Annotated in this window: 14 protein-coding genes; 13 read left to right on the top strand and 1 reads right to left on the bottom strand. The window is 66.6% G+C overall.

Annotation, left to right across the window (positions count from 1 at the left end):
- Positions 1 to 438 precede the first annotated feature (438 nt).
- Positions 439 to 2,337 carry an ATP-binding cassette domain-containing protein gene (locus F618_RS0111110; protein WP_019568582.1) on the top strand — a complete coding sequence of 633 codons (1,899 nt, stop codon included), beginning with the start codon at positions 439 to 441 and terminating at the stop codon, positions 2,335 to 2,337.
- Positions 2,338 to 2,501: 164 nt separating this feature from the next.
- The gene (locus F618_RS0111115; protein ID WP_019568583.1) at positions 2,502 to 4,517 is read left to right on the top strand and encodes a methyl-accepting chemotaxis protein; all 2,016 of its coding nucleotides are present in this window, start codon (positions 2,502 to 2,504) and stop codon (positions 4,515 to 4,517) included.
- 10 nt (positions 4,518 to 4,527) lie between these two features.
- Here F618_RS0111115 and F618_RS0111120 read toward each other — a convergent pair whose 3' ends face one another.
- Complete coding sequence (locus tag F618_RS0111120) at positions 4,528 to 6,474, bottom strand: GNAT family N-acetyltransferase (RefSeq protein ID WP_019568584.1); 1,947 nt, start codon at positions 6,472 to 6,474, stop codon at positions 4,528 to 4,530.
- Between the two features lie 231 nt (positions 6,475 to 6,705).
- Between F618_RS0111120 and F618_RS0111125 the strand changes: the two genes are divergently transcribed.
- The 11 genes from F618_RS0111125 (at position 6,706) to F618_RS0111175 (ending at position 17,311) form a co-directional block, all read left to right on the top strand.
- Positions 6,706 to 7,020 (top strand): lipid asymmetry maintenance protein MlaB, encoded by a 315-nt coding sequence (locus tag F618_RS0111125; protein WP_019568585.1) that lies wholly within the window; start codon positions 6,706 to 6,708, stop codon positions 7,018 to 7,020.
- Positions 7,013 to 7,375 (top strand): response regulator, encoded by a 363-nt coding sequence (locus tag F618_RS0111130; protein WP_018169253.1) that lies wholly within the window; start codon positions 7,013 to 7,015, stop codon positions 7,373 to 7,375. The genes F618_RS0111125 and F618_RS0111130 overlap by 8 nt, the downstream gene beginning before the upstream one ends.
- Positions 7,376 to 7,377: 2 nt before the next feature.
- Positions 7,378 to 9,447 (top strand): chemotaxis protein CheA, encoded by a 2,070-nt coding sequence (locus F618_RS0111135; RefSeq protein WP_019568586.1) that lies wholly within the window; start codon positions 7,378 to 7,380, stop codon positions 9,445 to 9,447.
- 20 nt (positions 9,448 to 9,467) lie between these two features.
- On the top strand, positions 9,468 to 9,989 hold the full coding sequence (locus F618_RS0111140; protein WP_018938350.1) for a chemotaxis protein CheW: 522 nt from the start codon (positions 9,468 to 9,470) through the stop codon (positions 9,987 to 9,989).
- A 21-nt stretch (positions 9,990 to 10,010) separates the two neighbouring features.
- Positions 10,011 to 10,790, top strand: a complete 780-nt coding sequence (locus F618_RS0111145; protein WP_018951507.1) for a ParA family protein — start codon at positions 10,011 to 10,013, stop codon at positions 10,788 to 10,790.
- A gap of 24 nt (positions 10,791 to 10,814) precedes the next feature.
- The gene (locus F618_RS0111150) at positions 10,815 to 13,058 is read left to right on the top strand and encodes a methyl-accepting chemotaxis protein (RefSeq protein ID WP_019568587.1); all 2,244 of its coding nucleotides are present in this window, start codon (positions 10,815 to 10,817) and stop codon (positions 13,056 to 13,058) included.
- Between the two features lie 35 nt (positions 13,059 to 13,093).
- Entirely contained in the window at positions 13,094 to 13,915 is an 822-nt protein-coding gene (locus tag F618_RS0111155) for a protein-glutamate O-methyltransferase CheR (RefSeq protein WP_018951509.1), read from the top strand.
- Complete coding sequence (gene cheD / locus F618_RS0111160) at positions 13,915 to 14,538, top strand: chemoreceptor glutamine deamidase CheD (protein WP_019568588.1); 624 nt, start codon at positions 13,915 to 13,917, stop codon at positions 14,536 to 14,538. The genes F618_RS0111155 and cheD overlap by 1 nt, the downstream gene beginning before the upstream one ends.
- Positions 14,539 to 15,618 carry a chemotaxis response regulator protein-glutamate methylesterase gene (locus F618_RS0111165; RefSeq protein WP_019568589.1) on the top strand — a complete coding sequence of 360 codons (1,080 nt, stop codon included), beginning with the start codon at positions 14,539 to 14,541 and terminating at the stop codon, positions 15,616 to 15,618.
- 11 nt (positions 15,619 to 15,629) lie between these two features.
- Positions 15,630 to 16,829 carry a methyl-accepting chemotaxis protein gene (locus tag F618_RS0111170; protein ID WP_019568590.1) on the top strand — a complete coding sequence of 400 codons (1,200 nt, stop codon included), beginning with the start codon at positions 15,630 to 15,632 and terminating at the stop codon, positions 16,827 to 16,829.
- 176 nt (positions 16,830 to 17,005) lie between these two features.
- Positions 17,006 to 17,311, top strand: a complete 306-nt coding sequence (locus F618_RS0111175; protein ID WP_019563018.1) for an STAS domain-containing protein — start codon at positions 17,006 to 17,008, stop codon at positions 17,309 to 17,311.
- Positions 17,312 to 17,319 lie beyond the last annotated feature (8 nt).

The raw sequence follows: 17,319 nt of genomic DNA on the forward strand, positions 1-17,319 counted from the left end.
CCTCCCCGTTGTCGTCGCGCCGAGTGGAGAGGCTTTTCGCGGGACGATTCTAAATAGACACGGGGCGCTGGATGTCTGAGCGGAGCCGAAGGCGTAGCGAGTTCAGCGCCGCCCGCGAAAAGCCTCGGAGCGAGGGAAACCCCGGCCCGCGCAGCGGGCCGGGGTCGCGGCAGTCGGGCGTGTTTCTTGGGTACTTCTTTGCACGAGCAAAGAAGTACCTCGCGGCGCGCTGGCGAGTCAGCGCCTGGCAGGCGGCCGGACGAAAGCACCGTAAACACCAGATGGCGAACCAGGCCCGGCCTCTCCCGGCAGGCAGTAGAAAGAACGCAATTCGCGCTCCGGGATGGCGAGCCTGAAAGGCCTCACGGTGCGCGCTACGGCACGCCAAGGTGATAGGCTTGGCGCCCGCAACAACACTTGCTCGCGACCGGAATTCGAATGGCACTGCTCACCCTGCGCAACATCCACCTGGCCTACGGCATGGCCTCCCTGCTCGATGGCGTCAACATGAGCCTGGAGCCCGGCGAACGCGTCGCGATCGCCGGGCGCAACGGCGAGGGCAAGTCCACCCTGCTCAAGGTCATCACCGGCGAGGCCCAGGCCGATTCCGGCGAACTGACCCGCCAGGATGGCCTGACCACCGCCTACCTGACCCAGGAACTACCGCCCGGAATCGAAGGGACGGTCTTTGACGTGGTCGCCGAGGGCCTCGGCGAGGCCGGCCGGTTGCTGGAACGCTTCCACCACCTGAGCCAGGCCGCGGCATCGGGTGACATGGACGCTCTGGACAAGATGGGGCCGGTGCAATCGAAACTCGACGCCATCGATGGCTGGAGCCTGCAGAACCGGGTAGAGACCACGATTTCGCACCTGAGCCTGGATCCCGAGGCGCAGTTCGCCGCGCTGTCGGGCGGGCTGAAGCGACGGGTGTGGCTAGCGCGCGAGCTTGTGCAACGCCCGCAACTGCTTCTGCTCGACGAACCCACCAACCACCTGGACGTGGCCGCGATCCGCTGGCTGGAACAGTTCCTGATCGAGAGCGGACTGACCGTGGTGTTCATTAGCCATGATCGTCAGTTCATGGAGAGCGTGGCCACGCGCATCCTCGAGTTGGACCGCGGGCATCTGTACGAGCACCCACCATCCATCGAGGCCTTCCGCGAGCGCCAGGCCGAAAGGCTGGAAACGGAGGCCACCCAGCGCGCGGAGTTCGACCGCAAGCTGGCCCAGGAGGAGGTCTGGGTGCGCCAGGGCATCAAGGCGCGACGCACCCGTAACGAAGGCCGCGTGCGGGCACTCCAGGCATTGCGTCGCAAGCGTGCCGAACGCCGCGAACGCGGCGGCCAGGTGAAGATGAAGCTGAGTCCGGAGCAACGCTCCGGACGCCTGGTGATCGAGGCGGAACACGCCGATTTCGGCTACGACACGCCCATCGTGCGCGACGTGAACCTGCTGCTGCAGCGCGGGGATGCCCTGGGCATCGTCGGACCCAACGGGGCCGGAAAGACCACCCTGCTGCGCGGACTCCTGGGCCAGATGGAGCCGCTCGCAGGCAGCGTCAAGCTGGGCACCCAGCTGGAGATCGCCTACTTCGACCAGGCCCGTGCCCGTCTGGACGAGGCGACCACGGTTCAGGATGCGGTCGGCGAGGGTCGCGACCGGGTCATGGTCAACGGCGAGAGCCGCCACATCCTGTCCTATCTGGAAGACTTCCTGTTCCCGCCCGCGCGTGCCCGCCAGCCGGTATCGGCGCTGTCGGGGGGCGAGCGCAACCGCCTGCTGCTGGCGAAGCTGTTCCTGCGCCCGGCGAACCTGCTGGTGCTCGACGAGCCGACCAACGACCTCGACGTGGAGACCCTGGAGCTGCTGGAGCAGCTGCTGATCGAGTACACCGGCACCGTTATCGTGGTCAGTCACGACCGCTCGTTCCTCGACAACGTCGCGACCTCCACTCTGGTCCTGCCGGGCGATGGCGCGGTCGAGGAGTTCGTCGGCGGCTGGTCCGACCTGCCCGAACGGATCACCCGGCGCCTGCTGGAGGGCGAGTCCGGAGCGACCGCGAAGGCCGAGCCCGCGGCCAAACCCGCGGCGCCCGCACCCGAGCCGGCACCGGCGACCCCACGCAAACGGTCCTACAAGACCGCGCGCGAACTGGAGGCCCTGCCGGCACAGATCGAGGCCCTGGAACAGGAACAGCAAAGCCTGACCACGGCCATGACCGAGCCGGATGCCCTGCGCGACGGTGACCGCATGCGCGAACTGCAGACGCGGCTCGAAGCCGTCGAGTCTGAACTGGCCCTCTGCTACGAGCGCTGGGAACAGCTGGAATCCGACTGAGCCCCGGCACGTCTATCCTCCGGCGACTCCCTGAATAACCGGCTCAACTCTGAGCGCGGCCGGCCGTAACAGGGGTTGAATCACCACCTTTCGAGTCCACGGTCGTAATGGTCGCGGCCGGTTCGTGAAGCGCCGGACACAAGGCGCCCAGAAGGAGTCATCGCATGCTGGACAAACTCTCCATTCGGGGGCTACTGATCGCCGGCTTTGGCCTGGTGGTTGCCATCCTGATCATCAACTCCCTGCTGGCCCTGCGCGCGATGAGTACGGGCAGCCAAGGGGTTGAACAGCTCACCCAGGCCGACTACCCGGCGGTAGCCCGGGTCAATGACGTCGAGCAATTGCTGCAGGAGAGCGCGGCGTTTCTCGGGTTCTACCTGATGAGCGAGGAGCAGTCCCACCGCGACGCGTGGCAAAACGCGATGCGTGACCTCGATGGCGCAACCCGCGCCCTGAACGAAAACCCGGTGATCGCCGCCGACGAGGAACTGTCCGCCAGCGCGACCGAGGTCCGCCGGCTGGTCAACCAGTTCGCCAGCTTCGAGGACCGACTGATCGAGGTGGCCGAAAACCCCGCCGAAAACATGCCGGCGCTGGGCATCGCCAATGCCCGGGCCAACCCCGCCAGCCGCGAGATGACCCAGCAGACCAACATGATGATCAGCGCCGAGATGGGGCTCCCGCGCTTCCAGCGGTCCTGGGATCGTCTCGACACCCTGCATGACCTGCGTATGTCGGTGGTGCAGGTCACCTCGAACCTGCGCGGCTTTATCGCCTTCCGGGACGATGCATTCCGCGAGAATGTCCGACTGTTCTCGACCCGCACCAACGACATCACCGCACAACTGATGGACCAGTTCGACGATCTGGACTTCGAACAGCAGATCGCGCTGGAGGACTTCCAGGGGGCGCTGGACACCCAGAACACGGCGCTGGATGACCTGATCGAGATCCACGGCAGTGAACAGGCACTGCAAGACGCCTACCTGATCCGTACCGAGATCGGGCCCGTGCTGATCGAGGCGCGTGACCACCTCCAGGGACTCAGCGAGCGGATTACCAATCGCGCCGAGCGCAGCGCCGCCGCGCTGACCGCCGACATGCGCGCGACCCAGACCACCCAGGGCGTACTGGCCCTGATTGGCGTGATCCTGGGCTTGGCCGGCGCGGTGTTCATCATCCTGGTGGTCCGGCGCGCCCTGGCCCACTCGACCGCGGCACTCGAGGAGATCGCGGACGGCGACGGCGACCTGAGCCGCCGCCTGGACGAGAACGGCCTGATCGAAACCGCACAGCTGGGCCGGGCCTTCAACCGCTTCACCGACAAGATCGCCCAGGCCATCGGCAATGCCCGCGGCGGCACCGAGACGCTGAATCGCGCCACCGAGAACCTGAACCAGGAGGCCTACCAGGCCCGCGAGGCCGTCTCGCGCCAGCGCGACGAGACCGACCGCGTCGCCACCGCGATCAACGAACTGCAAAGCAGCGCCGAGGAGATCGCCCGCAACACCGATGCGACCTCCCAGGCGGGCCAGGAGGCCGGGAATGCAGTGAACAACGGCTCCGAGGTGATGAGCAAGAACATCGAGTCCATGGCCTCGCTGCTCGGGACGGTCGAACAGGCGGCCGACACCGTGGCCAAACTGGGCGAGGACTCGAAGCAGATCGGGACCATCCTCGAGGTGATCCGTGGCGTGGCCGAACAGACCAACCTGCTGGCCCTGAACGCGGCCATCGAGGCCGCCCGCGCCGGTGAACACGGCCGTGGCTTCGCGGTGGTGGCCGACGAGGTACGCAAGCTGGCGACCCGTACGCAGGAATCCACCGACGAGATCGAAACCATGATCGCGCGCCTGCAGTCCGCCACCACCAGCGCGGTGAAGGCCATGCAGCACGGCCAGGAAGAGGCCGAGAACACCATGGAGCACACCTCCGAGGTGAACGGTGCTCTGCAACAGATCCGCCAGTCGGTGACCACGATCGTGGAGATGACCGAGCAGATCGCGGTCGCCTCGCGCGAACAGAGCACTGTAGTCGAGGACATCAACCGCAACATCGTGCAGATCTCCGACGAGGCGGATCAGTCGGCCAATACCGCCGACCGCGTCAGCGCCGCCTCCGACGAGCTCAAGCAGGTAGAGAAGGAGATCCAGCAGGCACTGGCCCAGTTCCGGCTCTGACCGGGCGGGGTTACAGGCTCCGGGCCTCCAGCCAGTTCCGGGCGGCGCGACGCAACCTTCGGGTGACGCCGCGCCGCCCGGAAACCTCCAGCTCGCGTGCCAGTCGGTCCCAGTCGATGGGCTGCGCCAGGCTCGCCTCGAGCAGCTGACCTTCCGGCTCGTCCGGCGGCGCCACCGCCAACTGCCGCAGCAACGCGGGAAGCGCCCACTCCAGGGGCCGCGCCCGCCGGGAAAAGGCACGGACCTCCTTCAGATCCGCCACCGGGTCAACCGGCGACAAACAACAATCTCCCTCCGCATCCTGATCCCCAAGGACTTCACTCACCATGGCTGCGGTCGTGCCCGGCAGGAACCGTGGATGCCAGGCCGGCCAGTCGCGCCGAAAGGCCGCCAATGCTTGTTGCAGCCGGGGCTGCAATCGGGGCGCGGTCGCACGCAGGACCACACCGCTCACCTGGCCACTGGCCGCATCCGGCTGGATGCCGACTCGCACCAGGCCATAACCCGCGCGCAGCCAAAGGTGCAGCAACACAGGTTGCAGCCCGAAACTCGCGCCAATCAGCGCCATCCCCTTGGCACCAGCCCGGTCCTCGACCGCACGCAACAGACGGCTCCCCAGGCCGCGCCCCTGCCAGTGCGGATGCACCGCAATGCGCTGAATGCGCCACGCGCCCTCCCCCGCCAGGTCGAAGTCACCCCGGGCCGCAACGGTGCACGGCAGGAAATGCCCCTGCGGGCGCCGTTCGCCCGACCAAACCGCTTCGGCTATCGCGCGCTCCAGTCCGCCCTCTTCCTGGATCAGAACCACCCCGAACAGGGCGCCATCCGCCGCCCCTTCCAGCAGCAGCAGGTGAACACCCGCATCATCCAGCCAGCGCGCCAGATCGGAGGGCCGTGTGCGGTAATGGGCATCCGCCAGCAGGCCCATTACCGCCTCCAGGGTTTGCGGCATGTCCGCAAGCGCCGCGCCCGTGCTCCAGCGCAGCCGCACGGCCTGGGAGACCGGGGGGCGACTCGCCGCCTCCAACAGGAACAGCCGATTCAGCCAGTCCTCGAGCGGATCGCCCGGGGCCCAGCGAACCGGTGTATCCAGGGTCTGTAGCCGTACGCGAAAGCCCGCCCCCTCCAGGGCCGGCAGCCCACGCAGCCGAAAGCCCTGCCCGCTCCCCTCGAAGCCGCCGGTCGTGGTCGCCAGCACCAGGCGCCATGCCAACCGGGCCAACTGAAGCAGGCGCTCGACCGGCATGCTCGCAGCCTCGTCGATGATCAAGGTATCCAGCGGTTCCGCCTGTTCCAGCAAAACGTCCGGGGCCCGGTAGTGCCGTTCCGGCGCGTGTGTCCAATGTCGGGCGCGTGCCAGCAATGCGTCCACGGCCCGTGGTGTCGGCGCAGTCAGCGTGATCGTGGATTCGCCGCGCTGCAGTGCCGCGCCCAGGAACTCGCCCAGCAGGGTCGACTTGCCGCGGCCACGCGGGGCGGTCAACGCCACACATTCGCCCGGCGCGAGTCCCGCCAAATGCCCCAGCGCGACGGCCTGATCCGGCGTCCACGCAAACGGGCCCGCCGCCCTCGGCAAGATTCCGGGCCGTCGATCCGCCGACGGCGGCTCCACCGTCCGCACCCACGGCTCGGCCAGCGCCGCCTGCCAGCGGCGGGCAAACGCCCCGTCTCCGCCGGTGCCGTCGAGGATGACCAGGGTGCCGCCGCCGACCAGCAGGCCAGCGACCGTGACCAGCGCGTCCACCGCGAGCGGTTGCCCGGCCTCGAATACCAGGGCCTGTACCTCGTGCCCCAGCCAATGCCCAGCCTGCGCCGATGCCACATGTGGCACCCCGTCGGGCGGCGAGCGGCCCACCCACAGCACCGGCCCCTCCACCGCCGCAGCCCGCAGCCAGTTCGCAGCCACCTGACAGGCTGCGGCATCGGTGGTCAGGCGATAGAGCGTACGGGCCTGCATATCGGCGGCTCCTTCCGATCAAATGACACGTGAGACAAGCGGGTTTCCTGAGCTGAAAGCGGCGAGATGTGCAGACTGTCGAGCCAAAAATCCAGCCCTTTATCGGCTGATCAAGGTGAAGCGCGTCTCAAGTTTTCTTGCTCCCAGCCGTACAAGATTTCTACACAGGACTGGAACAAGCCTGTACAAAACCTGTACAGTGTTCACCCAGACAAGAGAAGGTTACTGCAGATGACCCCCATTGCGTTGCCGGAACGCCTGCGCATCGATACCGCAGCCGAATGCTGGCAGGAACTGCGCGCGGCACTGGATGCAGGCGAAGACCTGCAGCTGGATTCGGCGGCCGTGAATGATGTGGACGCCGCCGGCGTGCAGGTCCTGCTGATGGCCCGCCATTCGGCCGCCCGCAAGGCGCAAGGCTGTTCGCTCATCGGGACCAGCGCGGTTCTGGCCCAGGCCCTGCAGGCACTGGGCGCACCCGAAGACGGTTTTGCGTCGAGCGCCGCACAACACGACGACAAGGATTCAGGAGACATCAATGGCTAAGGTTCTGGTGGTGGACGATTCCGCCTCGATGCGCCAGATGGTCGCATTCACCCTCAAGCAGGCCGGGCACGAGGTCGTCGAGGGCCGCGACGGCAAGGATGGCCTGAGCAAGGCCCAGGGCGCCAAGGCGGATCTGGTGATCACGGACGTGAACATGCCCGCCATGGACGGCCTGCAGCTGACCCGCGAGCTGCGCAAGCTGGGCGACTACAAGTTCACCCCCATTCTGGTGCTCACCACCGAGGCCGGGCCGGAGAAGAAGCAGGAAGGCAAGGCGGCCGGCGCGACGGGCTGGCTGGTCAAGCCGTTTGACCCCGACCAGCTGATGAACACCGTGAACCGGGTGCTGCGCTAGTCATGTCGATCGACATGGCCCAGTTCATCGATGCCTTTCTCGAGGAGAGCTTCGAGGGGCTGGAGCGCATGGAGACCGAACTCCTCGCGCTGGACGACGGCGACCCGGAAACGCTGAACACGATCTTCCGCTGCGCCCACTCGATCAAGGGCGGAGCCGGGACCTTCGGGTTCGGCGCGATCTCCGGGTTCACCCATGGCGTGGAGACCCTGCTGGACCGCATGCGCAACGGCGAGCAGGAGGCGGCCCCGGAGACGGTGAACCTCCTCCTGCGCGCGGTAGACACTCTGCGCGCGCAATTGCACGCCGCCCGCGATGGCGGCGAGGCCGACCCCGCCGAGGTAGCCGAAGTGCGCGCCCTGATCGAGGCCCACCTGGGAGATGCCGTGCCCGCCAGCGAAGCCGGGAACCCGCCGGCAGCCGGTGGCAGCGGTGATACCGATGCCTCCAGCGGCGGGGACCACGGTGGCCCGCGCGGCTGGCGAATCCACTTCCGGCCCTACGCGGACCTGATGCGCACCGGCAACGACCCCCTGCGCATGTTCGAAGTGCTGGAGGAACGGGGCAGGCTGACCGTGCACTGCGACACCGACCGCCTGCCGGACAGCGTCGATGCCTTCGATCCGGAGGACTGCCACCTCGCCTGGACCCTGGAGCTGGAAGGCGATGCCACCCGCGACCAGATCCAGGAGGTCTTCGAATGGGTCGAGGACGAATGCGATCTGGAGATCGAGCCTCTCCAATCGGGCGGCGAATCGGGCGGCGAACCGACCGCTGATGCGCCCGCACTAACCCCCGAGACGGCCGCACCATCCGACAGCCAGCCGGAGACACCGGCCGCACGCGGCGCCAGTGGCGCACGCGGCTCGGAGTCCAGCTCCATGCGGGTGAACACCGGCAAGATCGATGCCCTGATCGACATGGTGGGCGAACTGGTCATCACCCAGTCAATGCTGACCGACATCAGCGAACAACTCGAGGAAGACCCTTCGCAGATGGAGGCGCAGATCGAGCGCCTGCGCACCGGACTGGGCGAACTGGAACGCAATACCCGCGAACTGCAGGAAAGCGTGATGAGCATCCGCATGGTGCCGATCGCGCAGGTCTTCAACCGCTTTCCGCGGCTGGTACACGACATCTCCGGGCAGCTGGGCAAGCAGATCGAGCTGACCCTGAAGGGCGAATACACCGAGGTCGACAAGACCGTCATGGAGCACCTGGGCGACCCGCTGGTACACCTGGTCCGCAACGCCATCGATCACGGCATTGAAATGCCCGAAGAACGCGCTGCGGCCGGCAAGCCGGAGACCGGCCAGGTCACCCTGGAGGCCTTCCATCGGGGTGGCAACGTGGTCATCGAGATCCGCGACGACGGCAAGGGCATGGACGCCGACCGCATCCTCGCCAAGGCCCGCGATGCCGGCCTCGTTGGGCCCAACCAGCATCCGGACCGCCACGAGATCCTGCAGCTGATCTTCGAACCCGGCCTGTCCACGGCCGACCAGGTTAGCGACCTGTCGGGTCGCGGGGTCGGCATGGATGTGGTCAAGAAGAATATCCGCGGTCTCGGCGGCAACGTCGAGCTGGAGTCGGAACCCGGCAAGGGTTCGCGCCTGACCATCCGCCTGCCGCTGACACTGTCGATCATGGATGGCCAGTTGCTGAAGATCGGCGAGGAGACCTTCGTGATCCCGCTGATCGCGATCGTCGAGTCGCTCCAGACCCTGCCAGAGAGCGTGAAACAGGTCTTCGGCAAGCTGCCCCTGTACCGCCTCCGGGACGAATACATTCCGATCGTCGACCTCGCGGCCCTGTTCGGCCGTACCGAGCCCAGCCCACTGCCGGAACGCGCCCTGCTGGTGGTCGCCGAGGCCGACGACCAGCGCGTGGCGCTGCGGGTCGATGACCTGCTCGGTCAGCAACAGGTGGTCATCAAGACGCTGGAAACCAATTTCCGCAAGGTCCCCGGCACGGCCGGCGCGACCATCCTCGGGGACGGCCAGGTGGCCCTGATCCTGGATGTCGCCGGGATCGCGCGCATGGCCAGCGGGCGCGATACCCGCGCGGCCTGATCATCAAGGAGCCGAACGCAATGGCGAACGACGCAACCCAATCGATCCACGACCCGGCCACCGCCGGCGAGGACCAGTACCTCACCTTCATCCTCGCGGAGGAGGAATACGGCGTGGACATCCTGCGGGTGCAGGAGATCAAGGGCTGGGAACGCCCCACACCCCTGCCCAACACGCCGGACTACATCCGCGGCGTGATCAACGTGCGCGGCATGATTGTGCCGATCATCGACATGCGTCTGCGCTTCGGCATGGAGCCGCTGGAATACGGCCCCACCACGGTGGTCATCATGCTGCGCGTGGTCGGCGAGGAACGCGAACGCGTAATGGGCGTGGTCGTGGATGCGGTCTCCGAGGTCTACAACATCGGCTCGGACAACCTGCAGCCGGCACCCGACTTCGGGACCCGCATCGGGGTCAACTTTGTACGCGGTCTGGCGACCGTCGAGGAACAGATGATCCTGGTGCTGGACATCGACACCCTTCTGGGTCCGGGCCTGATCGCCAGCGCCGATGCCATCGAGGCCGAGGCGACGGCGTAAGCCCGACCTCGCACACGGACCATGCGAACCATCGCGGTGATCAACCAGAAAGGCGGGGTCGGAAAGACGACGGTGACCCTGAACCTCTCCCATGCCCTGGCCCTGCAGGGCTACCGGGTGCTGGCGATCGACGCCGACCCGCAAGGCCACCTGAGCATGGCCTTCGGGCTGGAAGACCCCGCCGGCCTGGACCGCGTACTGCAGGACGGGGCCCGGTTGCAGGATGCCTTCAGCGAGGCCGGCAACGGACTGCAAATCGTCGCCGCCGGGGATCAACTGCAGGAGGTCGAGAACCTGAACCAAGGCGGCGCCGAACGCGGCTGGCGCCTGAAGAAGGCCCTGGACGCACTGGATCAGCCATTCGATTTCGTGCTGATCGACTGTCCGCCTTCGGCGGGCTTGCTGGGAATGAACGCGATCATCGCGGCCGACGAGATGCTGATCCCCGTGGCCGGTGACTTCCTGGCCCTGAACGGCCTGTCGCGGCTGATGCGCATCCTCCAGGGCGTCGAGGCGCGCCTGGGCTCGACCCGCAAGAAGTGGATCGTGCTCTCGCGCTTTGTCGAGCAACGCCGGCATGCCCGCGAGGTCCGCGAACGCATCCGCGAGCACTTCGCCGATGCCCTGCTGCCGACCACCATCCGCGAGACGGTGGTGCTGGCCGAGAGCCCGAGCTTCGGGCAGACGATATTCGAGTACCAGCCGCGCCACCGCGCGGCCGGGGACTTTCAGCAACTGGCCGCCGACCTGGTCGCGGCCGGGGCACCAACAACCACCCGCCCGACGGCGGCACACGCCTGAGCCTCGAGCCAGGGAGAACGGGCCATGACGACACGCAAACGCAACAAGCTGGGCAACGACCCGCTGGGCTGGCTGGACGAATCCGGCGCGGCCGGCGAGGCAAGCGGCGACGAGCCCTCGACCGCGCCCCAGCCGACCGCTACGGCCACGCCCGAGCCCCTATCCGGCCCGCAAACCGACACTTCCAAGAAAACGAACAAACCCGCGCGTCGCCGCACCCCGGCATCGCGCCAGACGAACAAGCAAAGCGAGGACACCCCGATGGCCGCCACTCCGCAAACCGACGCCGCACACAATGCCCCGAACGAGATGATGGACGGGCACTTCATGCGTGCCGCCTGCGAAGGCTCGCAGATGGCCGTGATGATGTGCGACACCGACATGAACATCATCTACGCCAACTCGGCCGTGATCAGCCTGCTGCGGAAACGCAGCCATGTCCTGCAGCAGCACTTCCCGAACTTTGACCCGGATAACCTCGTGGGGCAGTCCATCGACCAGTTCCACAAGGACCCGTCGCATCAGCGCGCCATCCTGTCGAACCCGGCACGCATGCCGTACACCGCCGAGATCGAGGTCGGTGGCATCGATTTCAAGCTGCAGGCTTCCGGCATCACCGATGACAACGGCGCGCTCGTCGGCAGCATGGTGGAGTGGCAGGACATGACCGAATGGAACCAGTCGGAACGCGAGCGCGCTCGCTTCAAGGCGGCGATCGATGGCGCTACATCGTCACTCATGATGTGCGACGAGAACATGACCATCACCTTCTCCAACGCAGCGCTGACAACCATGTTCCAGAAGCATCGGGCAGCCTTCACCAAGGCGTTCCCAAGCTTTGATCCGTACAACATGGTTGGCCAGTCCATTGACCAGTTTCACTCGGTTCCGTCGCATCAGCATTCGATCCTGAAAGACCCCTCCAAGCTGCCCTACCAGACCGAAATCAGCCTGGGTGATCTGCGCTTCTGGATTAACGCCACAGCGATCATTGACGAAGACGGCAATTACGCCGGCAACATGCTGGAGTGGCGGGATGTCACCGAGATGCGAAACGCCGAGGCCGAGATCGATACCCTTATCCGGGATGCCGCAAGCGGCAAACTGGGTGAACGCCTTGAGGCCGAGCGCTACAGCGGCTTTACCCAGAGCGTTGCGGAAAGCGTAAACGAACTGCTCGACGCCGTCGTGCCGCCCGTTCGCGAGGGCTCCCGCGTCATGCAGGCCATGGCGGAGGGCGACCTCAGCGTCCGCATGGAGGGCGAATTCCAAGGCGAATTCGGCGAGTTCCGCGACGCCATCCACACCTCGCTGGAAAACCTCGACGACCTGGTCGGGCAGATCCTCGAGGGCGCCGGCAACGTGCGCTCGGCCTCGGCCGAGATCGCCCAGGGCAACACCGACCTGTCCCAGCGCACGGAAGAGCAGGCCTCCTCGTTGGAGGAGACGGCCTCTTCGATGGAGGAGATGACCTCCACGGTGAAATCCAACGCCGACAATGCCCGCCAGGCCAATCAGCTCGCCAGCGCCGCGCGTGACAAGGCTCAGGAAGGCGGCCAGGTCGTGGAGAAGACAGTCTCGGCAATGGGCGAGATCAACCAGTCGTCGAAGAAGATCGCCGATATCATCGGCGTGATCGACGAGATCGCATTCCAGACCAACCTGCTGGCGCTCAACGCGGCAGTGGAAGCCGCCCGCGCCGGCGAACAGGGCCGCGGCTTCGCGGTGGTCGCCACCGAGGTGCGCAACCTCGCACAGCGCAGCGCCCAGGCCGCCAAGGAGATCAAGACCCTGATCAACGACTCGGTGGAGCGCATTGGCGAGGGCAGCAAGCTAGTCGACAACTCCGGCAAGGCGCTGGAGGAGATCGTTGATTCGGTGAAGAAGGTCTCCGACATCATTGCCGAGATCGCCGCCGCCAGCGAGGAGCAGTCCACCGGACTCGACGAGATCAACAAGGCCGTGACCCAGCTCGACGAGGTCACCCAGCAGAACGCCGCTCTGGTCGAAGAGGCGGCGGCCGCCAGCGAGTCACTGGACGACCAGTCACGCGAACTGCTGGACCTGATGAGCTTCTTCAAGGGCGAACAGTCCGCGGCCGCTGGCCGCTCGATGAAACAATCGAACGCCAAGCCGGCACCGCAGCCCGCCTCCGGGAGCGCCGGCGGGCTGAAGCGCCCGGTCTCTGCCGGTGGCAACGCCGCCGCCAAGCGTCCGGCTGCAGCGCCCTCGCGCCAGGAAAGCTCGGAAGAATGGGAAGAGTTTTGAGTCCCGACACTCAACCCATGCCAGGGAGAGACTGATTGGCCGCCTCCGATCGCCTGAGCGAACGCGACTTCCGGCGCGTAGCCCGCCTGACCCAGGAACGCACCGGGATCATGCTCAACGAGAGCAAGAAGGAGCTGGTGTTCAGCCGGCTCTCGCGGCGGCTGCGCGTGCTCGGTCTCGACGCCTTCGACACCTATCTGGACCGGGTCGAGGGGGGGGACGAGGGCGAACTCGAGGAGTTCATCAATGCGCTGACCACCAACCTGACCGCGTTCTTTCGCGAACCGCATCACTTCGAGATGCTGGGTGGCCCAGTGCTGCAGGAGATCCAACGGCTCAACCCGAACGGCCCGCTGAAGGTCTGGTCGGCGGGATGCTCCACCGGCGAGGAGCCCTACTCCATCGCCATGACCCTGGCCGAGGCCCTGCCCTCGCCGGATGACGTACGCATCCTGGCCACCGATATCGACTCGCGCGTGGTCGAGCATGCCGACGCCGGGGTCTATGACGCCAAGCGCGTCACCGGCATCCCGCGGGCACGCCAGAAACGCTGGCTGCTGCGCGGCAAGGGGGCCAACGAGGACCGGGTGAAGATCCGCGACGAGCTGCGCGCCATGGTGCACTTCCGCCAACTGAACCTGTTCGATCCGTGGCCGATGAAGGGCCCGCTGGACGTGATCTTCTGCCGCAACACCCTGATCTACTTCGACAAGCCGACCCAGAAGCAGCTGGTGGAGCGTTTTGCCACGCTGCTACGTCCGGAGGGCTACCTGTTCATCGGCCATTCGGAGTCCCTGTTCCGCGTGACCGAGGACTTCCGGCTGCTGGAACAGACGCTGTACCGGCGGGCCGGCTGATGTCCGCCCGGCCGCAGCTGCACGATGGCGCCTTCGCGCACATCAATCGCTACTGGGATCGGGTGCATGCCTGCCCGGCGGCGAAGCTGCTGCCGGGCGAATGCTATGTCTCGGTCTCGCGTTCGGAGCTGATCACCACGGTGCTTGGCTCCTGCGTCTCCGCCTGCGTGTGGTCATCCGAGGCCGGGGTCGGGGGCATGAACCATTTCATGCTGCCGGATGGCGACCGCGACAGCGGCTGGGGACCGGCCGTCTCCAACGCCACCCGCTACGGTACGCACGCGATGGAGTTCCTGATCAACGAGCTGCTCAAGCTGGGAGCCCGGCGCGAGGATCTGCGCATCAAGATGTTTGGCGGTGGCCGCGTGATGGCCGGAATGAGCGATGTCGGCGCGGGCAACATCGCCTTCATGCGCCGGTTCCTCCGTGACGAGAAACTGGAATTGGTAGCGGAAGATGTAGGCGGGCGCTGGCCGCGCAAGGTCGTGTTCTTTCCCGCCACCGGGCGGGCACGGGTCAAGAAACTCGTGTCCCTGCACAACAACACCCTGCTCGAACGCGAACAGGACTACCGCCGCCGACTGCAGGACGACCCCCTGCAGGGCGACGTGGAGCTCTTCTAGATGTCTGCCACCTCCAAGCCCATTCGCGTCCTGGTCGTCGACGACTCGGCCCTGATCCGCAAGCTGCTTACGGAAATCCTGTCCCAGGCGCCGGAGATCGAGGTCGTGGCTACCGCGGCCGACCCCTTCGACGCTCGCACCAAGATCAAGCAATACGAACCGGACGTGCTGACCCTGGATGTGGAGATGCCGAAGATGGACGGCATCACCTTCCTGCGCAATCTGATGCGGCTGCGCCCGATGCCGGTCGTGATGGTCTCGTCACTGACCGAGGAAGGGGCCGACGTGACCCTGGAGGCGCTGGAGGTCGGCGCGGTGGATTTTGTCACCAAGCCCAAGGTGGATGTCTCCCACGCCCTGCAGGACTATGCCGACGTGCTGATCGACAAGGTCCGCACGGCGGCGCGCGTCCGCCTGCAGGCGCGCAGCGCCACGCCCGCCCCGGCACCGCAGCGGCTGGCCAGCGCGGGCAGCGGGCGTTTCCGAACCACCGACCGGGTCATCGTCCTGGGCGCCTCCACCGGTGGCACCGAGGCCCTGCGCGAGGTCCTGGTCGCCCTGCCACCGGACGCCCCGGGTATCCTCATCACCCAGCACATCCCGGCGGGGTTCAGCCGCGCCTTCGCCGAGCGCATGGACCGCAACACCGCGCTCAGCGTGAAAGAGGCCGAGGACGGCGATATCGTGATGCCGGGGCATGCCTATGTGGCCCCTGGCAGCGACTACCACCTGCGCCTGGCGCGCGACGGCGCCCGCTACATCTGCCGGCTCGACCAGAGCGGCCCGGTAAACCGCCACCGCCCCAGCGTCGACGTGCTGTTCAACTCCGCCGCCGAGCAGGCGGGGGCCAACGTCGTCGCCGCCCTGCTGACCGGCATGGGCGACGATGGCGCCCGCGGTCTGCGAGCGCTGCGCGACGCCGGCGCCCACACCATCGCCCAGAACGAGAACACCAGCCTGGTCTGGGGCATGCCTGGCGAAGCGGTCAAACTGGACGCCGCGGTGCAAGTCCTGCCGCTGGGAGGCATCGCCGCGTCCCTGATCCGTGACCACCGCAACGCCGCCGCATCCGGCCAATAGGAGCAATGTGAATGGACGACCGCATGCAATGGCTCACCCGTGATTCGGCCCAGAAAGCCCTGGCGCTGGTACTGACCGCCCTGCTCCTGCTCGCGGCCATCATCGCCGGCTTCTCCGCCGGCTGGTGGCAGGCACTGGCCGCCGCGATCCTGGCCGGGCTGGCAGCGCTGCTGGCCCTGGGCATCCAGCAGCGCGGGCCGACAACCGCTGACACCGTGTCCGATGAGCGCGCATCCCCGGGCCAGCCCACCGGCGGGAGCGAACTCTCCGACGAGCTGGATCAGGCAATGGACTTCGAACTGGGGCAGCTGTCGGCCGAGATCGGCCGCCAGCGCGGGCTGATCGCCGAGGCGGTGAAGGAACTGGGCACGAGCTTCAACGAGATGCACGAGATCGCCGGACGCCAGATGGAACTGATGACCAGCGATGTCACCGAGGACGGCGACGACGAGGGCATGACCCATGCCGAAGTCATCACTGAGCTGACCCGCAAGTCCGACCAGACCCTGCAGATGTTCATCGACACCCTGGTCCAGATCAGTCGCCAGAGTGTCGAGAGCGCCCACCACATGGAAGACATGAGCCAGCACATGGACGGGGTGTTCAAGCTGCTGGACAGTGCCGGCGCGATCGCCGGGCAGACCAACCTGCTGGCGCTGAACGCCAGCATCGAGGCGGCCCGCGCCGGCGAGGCCGGGCGCGGCTTCTCGGTGGTGGCCGACGAGGTGCGCTCGCTGTCGCAGCGTTCGGCAACCTTCCACGACGACATCCGCAAGCAGATCGACCAGGCCCGCGAGTCGATCAGCAAGGTGCATGGCACGGTGCACGACATGGCGTCGCGCGACATGAGCGAAAGCATGGGTGAAAAGGAGCGCATTACCCACCTGTTCGAATACGCCCGGCGCGCCACCGACGAACTGGACGAGCGCATCCGCGAGGAGGCCGAGTTGAGCGAACGCATGAACCAGGCCGTCGCCCTCGCCGTGCGCTCACTGCAGTTCGAGGACATCGCCCGACAGTCGCTGGGCACCGCCGAAGAGGCGGTTACCCACCTGCAGGAACTGCAGGGTATCCTGCACGAGGCCCGCTCGACCGAAGACGCCCGGGCCATGGCGCAGCGCGTGCGCGAGTGGCGCGACCGGCGCCAGGAGAACTACCACCGCGCGGTGGACCAGCAAAACATGGGCACGGGCGAGGTGGAATTGTTCTGAGCTTTTGCCGTCCTACTCTCCCCTGACGGCTGCCTTGTTACGAAACGCCTGTTGGTCATTTTTCGGCGGGGCGCAGATCCCGCTTGCCGTGCACCATACGCTGAGGCCACCAGAAAGGGGTGCGTCAGTGTTTCCATTACCGGGCAGCAAGCCCGCCAGAACGCCAGGAACCACACATGAGCATCGAGCAACACGCCTCCGACGATGGCAAGGATGTCCGCATTCGGATCAAGGGTCGGTTCGACTTCGAACAGCACCAGGACTTCCGCGCCGCTTACCGCGCAACCGCCGGGACCGGCGTGCGCTACACCGTGGACCTCTCGCAGACCGAGTACATGGACAGCTCGGCGCTGGGCATGCTGCTCCTGCTGCGCGAGCACGCTGGGGGTGAATTTTCCGATGTCACCATCGCCGGCGCCTCCGAGGGTGTGCGCAAGGTCCTGGATATCGCCAATTTCGGCCGCCTGTTCCGCATCCAGTAACGCGGCAT

The organism is Thioalkalivibrio sp. ALMg13-2, assembly GCF_000381185.1.
Taxonomy (GTDB): domain Bacteria; phylum Pseudomonadota; class Gammaproteobacteria; order Ectothiorhodospirales; family Ectothiorhodospiraceae; genus Thioalkalivibrio; species Thioalkalivibrio versutus.

What these genes read in the sequence shown, in the direction of transcription:
- F618_RS0111165 (WP_019568589.1), top strand. Translation starts at nt 14,539, where the DNA reads ATGTCTGCCACCTCCAAGCCCATTCGCGTCCTGGTCGTCGACGACTCG.
- F618_RS0111140 (WP_018938350.1), top strand. Translation starts at nt 9,468, where the DNA reads ATGGCGAACGACGCAACCCAATCGATCCACGACCCGGCCACCGCCGGC.
- F618_RS0111145 (WP_018951507.1), top strand. Translation starts at nt 10,011, where the DNA reads ATGCGAACCATCGCGGTGATCAACCAGAAAGGCGGGGTCGGAAAGACG.
- F618_RS0111135 (WP_019568586.1), top strand. Translation starts at nt 7,378, where the DNA reads ATGTCGATCGACATGGCCCAGTTCATCGATGCCTTTCTCGAGGAGAGC.
- F618_RS0111170 (WP_019568590.1), top strand. Translation starts at nt 15,630, where the DNA reads ATGGACGACCGCATGCAATGGCTCACCCGTGATTCGGCCCAGAAAGCC.
- F618_RS0111125 (WP_019568585.1), top strand. Translation starts at nt 6,706, where the DNA reads ATGACCCCCATTGCGTTGCCGGAACGCCTGCGCATCGATACCGCAGCC.
- F618_RS0111150 (WP_019568587.1), top strand. Translation starts at nt 10,815, where the DNA reads ATGACGACACGCAAACGCAACAAGCTGGGCAACGACCCGCTGGGCTGG.
- F618_RS0111175 (WP_019563018.1), top strand. Translation starts at nt 17,006, where the DNA reads ATGAGCATCGAGCAACACGCCTCCGACGATGGCAAGGATGTCCGCATT.
- F618_RS0111115 (WP_019568583.1), top strand. Translation starts at nt 2,502, where the DNA reads ATGCTGGACAAACTCTCCATTCGGGGGCTACTGATCGCCGGCTTTGGC.
- cheD (WP_019568588.1), top strand. Translation starts at nt 13,915, where the DNA reads ATGTCCGCCCGGCCGCAGCTGCACGATGGCGCCTTCGCGCACATCAAT.
- F618_RS0111130 (WP_018169253.1), top strand. Translation starts at nt 7,013, where the DNA reads ATGGCTAAGGTTCTGGTGGTGGACGATTCCGCCTCGATGCGCCAGATG.
- F618_RS0111120 (WP_019568584.1), bottom strand. Translation starts at nt 6,474, where the DNA reads ATGCAGGCCCGTACGCTCTATCGCCTGACCACCGATGCCGCAGCCTGT.
- F618_RS0111110 (WP_019568582.1), top strand. Translation starts at nt 439, where the DNA reads ATGGCACTGCTCACCCTGCGCAACATCCACCTGGCCTACGGCATGGCC.